The organism is Pectobacterium polaris (assembly GCF_002307355.1).
GTDB classification, from domain to species: domain Bacteria; phylum Pseudomonadota; class Gammaproteobacteria; order Enterobacterales; family Enterobacteriaceae; genus Pectobacterium; species Pectobacterium polare.
Map to the genome: position 1 here is coordinate 4,567,778 of NZ_CP017481.1, position 9,934 is coordinate 4,577,711.

The 9,934-nt window shown below is 48.0% G+C and carries 13 protein-coding genes; 5 read left to right on the plus strand and 8 right to left on the minus strand.

What is annotated here, in order from left to right; translation table 11 throughout:
- Window positions 1–31 precede the first annotated feature (31 nt).
- Window positions 32–1,162, plus strand: coding sequence for a linear amide C-N hydrolase (locus tag BJJ97_RS20610; protein ID WP_095995173.1), 1,131 nt, complete (start codon window positions 32–34; stop codon window positions 1,160–1,162).
- A gap of 106 nt (window positions 1,163–1,268) precedes the next feature.
- Here the strand turns inward: BJJ97_RS20610 and BJJ97_RS20615 are convergent, their stop codons facing one another.
- The 3 genes from BJJ97_RS20615 to BJJ97_RS20625 all read right to left on the minus strand — a co-directional run bounded on the left by BJJ97_RS20615 (window position 1,269) and on the right by BJJ97_RS20625 (window position 3,169).
- The gene (locus tag BJJ97_RS20615; protein WP_095995174.1) at window positions 1,269–1,577 is read right to left on the minus strand and encodes a YciI family protein; all 309 of its coding nucleotides are present in this window, start codon (window positions 1,575–1,577) and stop codon (window positions 1,269–1,271) included.
- Window positions 1,578–1,740: 163 nt separating this feature from the next.
- Window positions 1,741–2,361, minus strand: a complete 621-nt coding sequence (locus BJJ97_RS20620; protein WP_095995175.1) for an FMN-dependent NADH-azoreductase — start codon at window positions 2,359–2,361, stop codon at window positions 1,741–1,743.
- A 34-nt stretch (window positions 2,362–2,395) separates the two neighbouring features.
- Complete coding sequence (locus tag BJJ97_RS20625) at window positions 2,396–3,169, minus strand: alpha/beta fold hydrolase (RefSeq protein WP_095995176.1); 774 nt, start codon at window positions 3,167–3,169, stop codon at window positions 2,396–2,398.
- Window positions 3,170–3,335: 166 nt separating this feature from the next.
- Between BJJ97_RS20625 and BJJ97_RS20630 the strand changes: the two genes are divergently transcribed.
- From BJJ97_RS20630 to BJJ97_RS20640, 3 genes are all read left to right on the plus strand, one after another.
- On the plus strand, window positions 3,336–4,364 hold the full coding sequence (locus BJJ97_RS20630; RefSeq protein WP_095995177.1) for a GlxA family transcriptional regulator: 1,029 nt from the start codon (window positions 3,336–3,338) through the stop codon (window positions 4,362–4,364).
- Window positions 4,365–4,469: 105 nt separating this feature from the next.
- Window positions 4,470–5,939 carry an SEL1-like repeat protein gene (locus BJJ97_RS20635; protein WP_095995178.1) on the plus strand — a complete coding sequence of 490 codons (1,470 nt, stop codon included), beginning with the start codon at window positions 4,470–4,472 and terminating at the stop codon, window positions 5,937–5,939.
- Between the two features lie 191 nt (window positions 5,940–6,130).
- Entirely contained in the window at window positions 6,131–6,694 is a 564-nt protein-coding gene (locus BJJ97_RS20640) for a YcxB family protein (RefSeq protein ID WP_095995179.1), read from the plus strand.
- Between the two features lie 98 nt (window positions 6,695–6,792).
- Here the strand turns inward: BJJ97_RS20640 and BJJ97_RS20645 are convergent, their stop codons facing one another.
- The 3 genes from BJJ97_RS20645 to BJJ97_RS20655 all read right to left on the minus strand — a co-directional run bounded on the left by BJJ97_RS20645 (window position 6,793) and on the right by BJJ97_RS20655 (window position 8,012).
- A complete protein-coding gene (locus tag BJJ97_RS20645) occupies window positions 6,793–7,008 on the minus strand; it encodes a helix-turn-helix domain-containing protein (protein WP_095995180.1) in 216 nt (71 codons plus the stop codon).
- Window positions 7,009–7,247: 239 nt separating this feature from the next.
- A complete protein-coding gene (locus BJJ97_RS20650) occupies window positions 7,248–7,739 on the minus strand; it encodes a GNAT family N-acetyltransferase (RefSeq protein WP_095995181.1) in 492 nt (163 codons plus the stop codon).
- Window positions 7,740–7,742: 3 nt separating this feature from the next.
- The gene (locus BJJ97_RS20655) at window positions 7,743–8,012 is read right to left on the minus strand and encodes a type II toxin-antitoxin system TacA family antitoxin (protein ID WP_095995182.1); all 270 of its coding nucleotides are present in this window, start codon (window positions 8,010–8,012) and stop codon (window positions 7,743–7,745) included.
- A 528-nt stretch (window positions 8,013–8,540) separates the two neighbouring features.
- Here BJJ97_RS20655 and BJJ97_RS20660 point away from each other — a divergent pair.
- The gene (locus tag BJJ97_RS20660; protein WP_095995183.1) at window positions 8,541–9,041 is read left to right on the plus strand and encodes an MBL fold metallo-hydrolase; all 501 of its coding nucleotides are present in this window, start codon (window positions 8,541–8,543) and stop codon (window positions 9,039–9,041) included.
- A gap of 5 nt (window positions 9,042–9,046) precedes the next feature.
- On the opposite strand, the gene BJJ97_RS22495 is transcribed toward BJJ97_RS20660, so the two are convergent.
- Together BJJ97_RS22495 and BJJ97_RS20670 are read right to left on the minus strand one after the other, a co-directional pair.
- Complete coding sequence (locus tag BJJ97_RS22495) at window positions 9,047–9,634, minus strand: 4Fe-4S cluster-binding domain-containing protein (RefSeq protein ID WP_095995184.1); 588 nt, start codon at window positions 9,632–9,634, stop codon at window positions 9,047–9,049.
- Between the two features lie 96 nt (window positions 9,635–9,730).
- Window positions 9,731–9,934 (minus strand): hypothetical protein, encoded by a 204-nt coding sequence (locus BJJ97_RS20670; protein WP_125460913.1) that lies wholly within the window; start codon window positions 9,932–9,934, stop codon window positions 9,731–9,733.

Consider the following 9,934-nt stretch of genomic DNA (forward strand, 5'->3'; position numbering starts at 1 on the left):
ACCCCTCTGAGAATAAACGTGGAGAAATTAAATGATAAGAAATAATAAGCACCTTAAGTCTACGGTATGCGCACTGTCATTAGCAGCATTAACGCTAGGCTCAGCGGTTTCACTCGCCTGTACGCGGTTCGTTTATAAGGATCCAAATAACCTTGATTACCCCATTACCGCCCGTTCAATGGACTGGGCCGATGATACCGAGACCAACCTCTGGATTTTCCCACGAGAATTAAAGCGTTCTGGTGCCGCAGGCCAGCATTCTCTGGAGTGGACATCAAAATACGGCAGTGTCATTGCCTCTGCTTTCGACAGTAACGCCAATATGGCCTCCACAACCGATGGTGTGAATGAAAAAGGGTTGGCGGCTAACGTACTCTGGCTGGCGGAGTCTAAATATCCTAAAACCGCACCGACGGCACAAAAACCGGGCTTGAGCGTCGCGGCGTGGGCACAATATGTACTAGATAATTTTGCTACCGTCGATGAAGCCGTAAAGGCGCTGCAAGCGGAAAAATTTATACTGGTCACAAAAGAATTACCGCACCAGGATAGAAAGGCAACGCTTCACCTCTCCTTATCCGATTCATCCGGTGACAGCGCAATTATTGAATATATCGACGGCAAGCAGGTCATTCACCATAATAAGGACTATCAGGTGATGACCAACTCTCCGACGTTTGATCAGCAGTTGACGCTGAATGCCTATTGGGATCAGATAGGTGGGAATGTGATGCTGCCGGGAACGAACCGCGCCGCCGATCGCTTTGTTCGCGCCTCATTCTATGTAAAAAATGTTGACCCCAATAAACTCATTGCAGGGGTAGCAGAGAAAAGTAAAATAGAAAAAGATAAAGCGGACTTAGCCGCCGCATTCAGTATCATACGGAATGCATCCGTTCCCTATGGTTATTCCTTGCCGGGTATGCCAAATATTGCCTCAACGCGCTGGCGCACCGTTGTCGACCATAAATCGCTACAATACTTTTTTGAATCTGCCGTATCGCCCAATATTTTTTGGGTCGACTTGAAAGATATCGATTTTGCTCCACGTGGCGGGAAGGCAGCGAAATTAGATCTGGGACCGAACCAAAGCACAATCTATTCTGGTCAAGCCTCAAAACACTTTAAACCAGCAGATCCATTCCCATTCGCAGGGCTGTAAATCGGCCCCCCCCCCCGACATCCTATTTATTCCACAATGATGTTAAAGCGCCATGAACACATGGCGCTTTAACACAGCCATAATAATAAGGACATCGATAGACTATTTACAACGCCTTCGCATGCCCTGCCCATTCGGCATAGAAATGGCTCGAACAGATGCCTGGTTCAATGGCTTTTATCTCTGTTTTGACTAATCCCAGATTAACAAACGGATCGTCGGCCAGAATGTCTTCCATATCCGAAATCTCTACACCATAGGCTAAAATAAACCCACCTGTGCCATCTTCCAGCGGGCCGGCAAAAATAACATTTCCCTTTTTAATATTATCAGCCAGCCATTTTTTGTGTGCGTCAATACTCTTTTCAAGTTCATCTTTCGGGCTGGTGTAATACAGCGTAATGGCATAGAGCATGATTGCTACCTCAATGATTATTGATCGGCTATATACCCGTCATACTTCAAGTTGCATGTGCGTTGGCTGCGTTCAGTCACCCGAATCACTTACTCAAGTAAGCTCATCGGGACTCCTTCGCTTGCCGCCTGCCTGAAACTCGAATTATTTAGGGTATATATATTTAGTCTATGGATGTAATCACAGAATGAATAGAGGACTTCGCATTTTTGATTTCACGATTCTTGATTTCATCTCCTTTTGAAGCGCCTTCCGCGCGGACGAAATGAATATCGGTAATACCAAGAAAGCGGAAAAAGCCCTGAAGATAGCGCTCCTGAAAATCCATATCTAAAAAAGGCGGTGTGGTATAGAAACCACCACGGGAGGAAACCACAATAACCGTTCTTCCCCCAGATAAACCTACCGGACCTTTTTCCGTATATTTAAAGGTCTTGCCGGCCTGCGCTAGCCGATCCAGCCACGATTTCAATTGGCTCGAGACGGAAAAGTTATACATCGGCGCGCCAATGACAATCACGTCATTCGCAAGAAACTCCGTCACCAACGCTTCAGATAATTGGTGTTCCCGCAGCGTTGCCTCATCTGCTGAAGAAGAGGCTATTTGGCGGAAACCTGCGGCAATCGGTCCGGTTAAGTGGCGAATTTCATCTTTAACCACATCCCGATAAGAGACGACAGCCTGCGGATGCTGTTTGACTAATTGCTCCACAACGTCAGCAGAAATCTGTCGGGAAACGGAACCGTTCTCAAGAATACTAGAGTCTATATGTAAAATATTCACAATAACTTCTCCTACATTGAGTTTTAACGCTCACTTATTTAACTGCTTTAGCCGCGCTATCAATAAAATCCGCGACAGCTTCCGGGTGTGACACCAGAGACATATGGCTGGACGAAATAGCTCGCGTCTTTGCACCGATATGGCTCGCGATGGCTTTCTGAATCGATGGATTTAATGCCTTGTCCTTCTCCGTCAACAAATACCAGGTTGGTTTATTTTTCCACGCCGCCTGCTGAACTCGATCGCCAAAGGCTTTTGCGGCAATCGGCTGTTGCACCGCAGCCAGCGCCTGTGCTTTCTTCAGTGGGACATCCCCCGCCATCACCTCACGGTACTGTTCAGGGTTATCCAGCCAAATCAGGCCATTGGAATCGGGTGCCATGCCTTCCATCGGCGCTTTCAGGCGCTGCAATAAATCAGAGACAGATTCCCCGCTGTCTGGCACCAGCGCCGACAAATAGACAATGCCGCGAACCTTGGGATCATTGCCGGCCTGCGTCACAACGGCCCCGCCCCACGAATGCCCAACCAGCAGCACATCGCCCTGCAGCCTTTGCAGTACGCGATCCGTCGCTTCAACGTCATCCGCTAAAGAGGTCAGCGGGTTTTGCACCGCGGTTACGTGGTATCCCATTTCCTGTAGTCGGGCCGTGACGGCAGACCAACTAGAGCCATCGGCAAAGGCGCCGTGAACTAAGACGATATTGTTAATTTTTGCCGCCTCCGCAACATTGTGAACGCTGGCAGACAGCACCAGCCCTAACGCGATAGCCAGATGGCCGAGCCATTTAATGCGGTAATGCGTCATATGCTTTCCTCTGAAAGAGTGATTCGGCTGCCGGTTTCCCCCGATGCGTTTCATCAGGGATAGCGAATGGTTGAATTTTAATCGTGGTTGATGCTTGCGGTAAGATGGCAAACTTGACATTGTTCATGCAAAATTCGCCAAATAGAGTCTGACGGGAAAAATCACTATGCACATCTCCATTCTGGCGCTGCCGGGCAGTATGCAATCAGCCATTTCCGGGCTTTCCGATATCTTCTGGATGGTGAACCAAACGCTGATTACACAGCCTGACAGCATTTCTTCCCCAGCCTCACCGCTGTCTTTTGAAACGTCGATTGTCAGTGCGGACGGCAAACCCGTGCGTGATGCTCAGGGCAGGCTGATTCACGTAGACAGCTCGTTTGACGCGGTGGGCAAATCGGATGTCGTGCTGGCGACCGGAATGATGCTCGGGCCCGATAAATTACCGATGTCGATGTCATCCATTAATGAATCCGCGCTGTGGCTCAGAGAGCAATATCGACAGGGCTCGCTGATAGGCGGTGCCTGTGCGGGGGGCTTCATTCTGGCCGAAGCCGGGCTGCTGGATGGCCGGTTTTGCACCACGACATGGTGGCTCTACCACACGTTTAAGCAGAAATACCCGAAGGCAAAACCGGTATGGGGCAAAGCGCTGGAAGAACAAGATGGCATCATTACCACCGGCGGGCCGCTGTCCTGGGTCGAGCTTGCTCTGCATATTATCCGCCGCAGTGGCGGGCCTAAGATCGCAAAATTGGCAGCGGATATCGCCGTGGCGGATAGTCAGCCGCTCTCCCAACGTATTTACGCTCCACAGGGGTTCATTAACACCGTACACCCCCTGCTGCTGCGCGCCGAACAACTCATCCGCTACGAGAACCCGTCAATCACCGCAGAAGAATTAGCGCGCGCCCTGAATTTCAGCGACCGGACGCTGCACCGCAAGCTCAAAGAACTCACGGCGGAAAGCCCGAAAAATTTTATTACCCGCGTCAGAATTGAAATGGCCTGCCTGCTGCTTGAAAACCCGGTGACCAATATCAAGCAAGTCGCCGCCGAATGCGGTTACAGTGAAGACACTGCGTTCAGACGTGCCTTTTCCCAGCAGATGGAGATGACGCCGACCCAGTTCAGAAAATGGGCGCTGTTGAGGAATAATAAACCGAGCGCGTTGGATAATGAGGACGGTGATTAAGGCGATGGCTCTGAAAAACACGACTTACGGTAACCCCCCGCCTTGATCGACACCTTTGCTACACGTTGCTATTCACTCAGGGAATGCATTAAGGACATAAAAGTGATGATAAGGAAAACCGTTATTGCCACGCTGATCGGCCTGTCGGCGGCATCCATCAGTCAGGCAAATGACAAGGTAGATACGCTCTACGAACGCCTCACGCAGCAGGATGCTGCTGCATTAACCGCGTTGACGACATTAGCGAAAGACAACGACCCGCAGGCATTGAGCACGCTGGGGTTCATCTATGAATACGGCATCACCGTCCCGCAAAACACCACGCAAGCACTCCAGTATTATCAGCAGGCCTGCGAAATAGACGGCAATTTTGGCTGCTACAACGTCTGGTATTTTTATCAATACGGCAAAGGTGTGGCGCAGGATAAAGCACGCGCTAAACAGTTCGCAGAAAAAATGAATCGAACCGATCTAAAAATGGGTGCTGAAGTCATAAACACAATCACCCGCTCTATTTATAATGCTAAAGCCGCTGCGGAACGCAATATATCGGATCGCCCCCGCTTGATTCAGGCAGTAAAAAGATACTTAAGCAGCAGCGATGATGAAACCCAGCGCTTCTTCAGCCGTATCGGTTTTAGCCAGCAGGATATTCTGCGGCTAGCCATAGCTTGGGCAAAGGATGGCGATCCAGAAATGAATTTCCTTGTCGGCCATCTCTATAACTTTGGCTATGGCGATATTGAAAATAAAAATGTCGAAGCCCTGAAATGGTTCCGTGTCGCGGCAGAAGGCGGTCAGCGGGATGCCCAGAATATACTCGGTCTGGCGTACGAAGAAGGAAGATGGGGCGTTAACATTGACGGAGATGAAGCGCTTAAATGGTATGAGCGTGCAGCCAGCCAAGGCGATAACACTGCGCAAATGAATCTGGGGAAGATGTATTACACTGGCTTACGAGTCAGAACCGACTACCAAAAAGCCTATTCACTGTTCGAACGGACTTATAAAAATAACGTTCGTAATGCCGGAAACTATTTATCCCAGATGTATTACAACGGGCAGTATGTTGAAGCAAATTGCCATCAAGCCAAAAAATATTACGAAGAAACGGCCAGAACACCAGACGATAATTATTTTCGTCAGTGTGAGAAAGATAAACAAGAGAGAAAGGCAACGCGCAGTGAATTACCGATCTTAACGTTAAAGCATGAATCAATCTTCCTCGGCGGAAAGGACACCCCGTATCAATGCGAGCTTAATTTCTCTATCAATACGAATAAATTAGGCGAAGTCGCTAATTTTCGCGCCACGCTGCAACTCAGAAACAGCGAGGGTGCATCCACCGAACAGACGCTCGCTTTTCCTGTGTTTGGGGCAAATAGTCTTGATGCCGAAACGATTGGAGAGCAATACATCGTGTCCCGGAAGTCTGCACTCATACCGATGTACCAATCCGGCTTTTGCCAGTTCAGCGATCTGAAATTTCAGGTCACCTCCGCGACCGCCACGATTAACGGCAAGGAAGTGGATGTGCTTAAGGCAGGGATTTTGAAGCAACAGGAAAAGCGTTAACACTCACGTGTGACTGCGTGATTCTCCATACTGATAGCCCAGAGATCTGGGCTATTTAACCTTTCAGCGCATTCGCCGACGTGGCTACTGTTAGTTCTCACATACAGAGAGGACATTAGACAGAAAAATCCTCTACATCTCATGCATGATGTGAATATAATATTGTATGGATAACAGAGATCGTAAAGAAAATGGAAACAAACAATAAAGAATTCATTATTCATCGGACGTTAACACAAAACGACTATGAAAAGAGTATTAAGTCGATATCTAGTTGGAATGAAAAGAGACAGAGTTATAAGCACAGGGTAATTAATTCCCTGTCAATGCTTTCATTTGCTTTGTTACTTTTGTCGCTATTTATATTACTGGCGATCATTTTCTTATCCAGCGAACGTGAAACTCATCCACTCATAAAGTTATTTTCTTACCTTACGGCTTCACTAGTCGTACTTTATATTTTACTTTCATTACTCACCAGGAAAATAAAAAGCTATCCTTCAGGGGTGTTTCCAACAAAGGTAAAAATAACGATAAACAATGATGGTATCTACGGAGAAACGGAAAGCTCATACAGTCTCTATAAATGGCATGCGATTTCTCACCTTAATAAAATCGATAATAATTTATTTTTACTTGTTGATAATATAATTGCTATCCCTATTTCGCTTCGTGATTTTTCTGATAAACAAGAAGCTGAGTCACTCATTCTTTTTATTGAAGAAAGAATGGGCGGCCCAAAAGCGACATCATAGCAGTACTCTCAGCATGACTCTGTCATGTGGCAGAGTCATGTAAACAAAGCACCGTCATTCGATGGCGCTTTCTCGCTTATTTCCCCTACTCCCTGCCCTCATTTCACGCCTGAATAACGCGACGGCCAAATCTCTTCCGGCCTTTTCCCCATCGCTTCAGCAATCAGCCGTTCGCCTTTCGGCCAATGTCTGGTGAGCGCATTCGCCAACGTAGATGACGCCTGCCCCGCCGCTCTGGAAACCGCCGCCAGCGTCGTCCCTTTCTTCCGTAATCCCGCGATGATATCCGCCGGATGCCAGTCAGTGTGATTCATTCCATTTCCCTCCACCTATCAAAAACCCTTTTTGATTTCCGTGTGGGTAGGATCGCGTTTTGTGATGAATAAAACCACGGACGATGAGTCACATCTTTAAAGCGTGAGTTTATGACTCGCTAAAGCGCTATCGCGTTTTAGGGGAAGCGTGGGATGAAGTTCCCGCAGGCAGATCTGCATGTATAAGGAAGTAAAGCAGTATGAGTCACTTCACACAACATGGGTATAATTGAGCTTACCTAGCTGTTCGATATTGGTAGATACAACGTCAACGCTTCGCTAGCTGTTTGTCGGAAACCGTATTCCTCATAAAACGCAGCAGCCCGTGCATCTTTCGCATCAACAACCAGCACTCGCACCCCCATCGTATTACGCACAGATAACGCCATATTCACAGCATGTCCAAGCAAAAGTTGTCCGTAACCTTTCTTCTGTTCAGCAGTCGATACCGCCAAACGCCCCATACGCATAGCAGGCACCGGATATCCAGGCAGTCGCTTACGGTCATTTTCACTGAGCTCGTGCAAATATAAGTGTGCTGCGGACAATGAGCAGTAGCCCAGAATACAGGTAGGCTGCGACTCATCGAGCAGGATATGAGTCGTAGCGATTCCATCACGCTGATGTTGCGAGGCTCGCTTTTGTAGATAATCATCAAGAGCCAAAACACCACAAGAAAAACTTGAACGGTCATGGCGGTGGCCGTCCAGCAATGAAAATATCAGAGCCATAGATTAGCGTTTCATCAAATTGGCAGCTTCTTCCATCGCTTTATGCAAACGATCATTAGGCAGAAACGGCTGATTCAACGCAGCCAAGAAACGGCGAGATTCTTGCTCAGAAAGCGTAACAGCGGTATCTGCGGCAATGGCGGTATCCGCTTCACGCAACACCGCATCACGCACAAATGCAGAAACAGCTATACCACGTAATGCGGCAGCCTTAGTGATGCGTTCTTTATCGTGAGCATTCAACCGAAGATCTAAACGAGCAGTAGTAGTCATAGTGACCTCCTTTTGTACGTAATTTTACCGTACATAAAAAGATTGCGCCACCGTTTGTGGTTGGATAATTTGTCACCACTTAAATCTGTCTAATCCCGAAACACCAATCCAATGAAACTACTTTGCAACGTTGTCGTTTCTTACCGAAATCACCAGAGCCGCAGGCGTTCGACTTATACCCAATACTCACAATAATTAAAAATATCAGTCGCTCAACCACGTAGAAAGATTTCGTCAGATGTAAAAAAACCCGCAGTTACGCGGGTTTTTGCTGTTTAGCACAACGCTATTTCAGACGCAGGTTTATTCCCACTCCATTACCAATAGAACAATAAATAAATTATAAAACAATACGTTGAAGAAAAACCCAATCAAAAAACCATGAAAAATGCCATGCATCGTAAAAACGCTCAAGATGTCGGATTAGCCTCTTCAGATGACCAACTCACCCGCATTACCATCACAAACATCCAGCTCAACTAGGAGGCCTAGGGCGGCTTTTACAAAGCATCTTTCGCCAAGAGCTGCATGTTGAAACGCCCCCCCAGACACGCCAAACACCATTTCTGTGTTCACGACAGCAGCAGTCACAGCATTTCCACCGGTGATACTTTTGGCATTTCCTACAAGGTGTTTGACTCGCCTGCGGGCGAAAACCTGTTGTTTGTCACCACCACACCGGTGCACTTAGACCCACTCGCCATTCGTGCTGGCATCGAACAGCTGGTCGCGCTTGAACCCAGGTTTATGTACCTGACCCACTACGGGCCGGTGCAGCCGACGGCCGCGAATGTCCGGCAGTTACTGGAATCACTGGATGCCTTTGTCGCTATCGCCGAACAACACGCCAGCCCGCTTGAAGGTCGTCACCAGCGCATTGCCGAAGCCATGCTCGACTGGCTGACAACACAACTGGCGACCATCAACCCGGCGGCAGACCTGCAACAGGCCCGCGCCTGGCTGGCAACAGATGCCGACCTCAACACCCAGGGGCTGGAAGTCTGGCTGGACAAATCCAAGTCACTCTGAATCTATTAAAGTCCCGAAAAAGCTGCTGTCCGGGTAACCAAGAACTCTGATAGCAGCATTTTCATCAATAATGACTTCGACCTCGTTAGCGTCTTCTGGCGGCTCCAGAGGAATTCTGCCCCCGCCAGGTAAATTAATTCCTGATTTGACGAGCCCCTCCAACGAAGATTCGTATTCCTTAAAGAAGAAGAGTAGCGACCGGTTATCATCAAGTCACAATGTTCTCTGAGCAACGCCCAATCCTTGCGTTTTACTAGCTCACTATACGTAAAACCGGTATATAAAACCGTCGAGCAGCCCGAGGAGCGCCTGATAGAACTTAATAACCAACGTGTGTTTGGTGCCTGTTGTAGAGGCTCACCTCCAAGTAGGGTTATGCCATCAATATCCCTGTATTGAAGAATGTCATCCAATAATTGCTCCCGATGTATCAATTGTTCAGGCTCAAATGACCACATCTGCTGATTCCAGCATCCTTCACAAGCTAACGAACAACCCTGGAGCCAAATAACGTAACGTTTACCAGGGCCATATATATGGCTTTCTGGTTCAATATGCGCAACGTTGAAGTACTCACCATAGTCCTGTCGCACAGCTACACCATACGGGTCAGTACCAGCTGAATCTGGCCTTTACTATTGGTGGTTTCCTTAACGGAGTAGCCCTAGGATTTGGCCATTGGCAATGGCTTACTGGCGAGTAGTTTCAACCCTGGCTTTACGTTCTTCCTCAAGGCGGATTCGTTCCTGCTCAGCCAGTTTTTCCAAATGCTTTTCATAAGCAGATTCGTAAGCACCACTCACATCAGTCAGAAATCTGGAAACCTTGATATAACCCTTTTCTGAAAAGCGATCGACGGTACGACCTGCATACTCATCTGAATCATGCATCAT

What these genes read in the sequence shown, in the direction of transcription:
- BJJ97_RS20655 (WP_095995182.1), bottom strand. Translation starts at nt 8,012, where the DNA reads ATGACTACTACTGCTCGTTTAGATCTTCGGTTGAATGCTCACGATAAA.
- BJJ97_RS20630 (WP_095995177.1), top strand. Translation starts at nt 3,336, where the DNA reads ATGCACATCTCCATTCTGGCGCTGCCGGGCAGTATGCAATCAGCCATT.
- BJJ97_RS20625 (WP_095995176.1), bottom strand. Translation starts at nt 3,169, where the DNA reads ATGACGCATTACCGCATTAAATGGCTCGGCCATCTGGCTATCGCGTTA.
- BJJ97_RS20610 (WP_095995173.1), top strand. Translation starts at nt 32, where the DNA reads ATGATAAGAAATAATAAGCACCTTAAGTCTACGGTATGCGCACTGTCA.
- BJJ97_RS20670 (WP_125460913.1), bottom strand. Translation starts at nt 9,934, where the DNA reads ATGATGCATGATTCAGATGAGTATGCAGGTCGTACCGTCGATCGCTTT.
- BJJ97_RS20645 (WP_095995180.1), bottom strand. Translation starts at nt 7,008, where the DNA reads ATGAATCACACTGACTGGCATCCGGCGGATATCATCGCGGGATTACGG.
- BJJ97_RS20640 (WP_095995179.1), top strand. Translation starts at nt 6,131, where the DNA reads ATGGAAACAAACAATAAAGAATTCATTATTCATCGGACGTTAACACAA.
- BJJ97_RS20615 (WP_095995174.1), bottom strand. Translation starts at nt 1,577, where the DNA reads ATGCTCTATGCCATTACGCTGTATTACACCAGCCCGAAAGATGAACTT.
- BJJ97_RS20650 (WP_095995181.1), bottom strand. Translation starts at nt 7,739, where the DNA reads ATGGCTCTGATATTTTCATTGCTGGACGGCCACCGCCATGACCGTTCA.
- BJJ97_RS20635 (WP_095995178.1), top strand. Translation starts at nt 4,470, where the DNA reads ATGATAAGGAAAACCGTTATTGCCACGCTGATCGGCCTGTCGGCGGCA.
- BJJ97_RS20660 (WP_095995183.1), top strand. Translation starts at nt 8,541, where the DNA reads ATGTTGAAACGCCCCCCCAGACACGCCAAACACCATTTCTGTGTTCAC.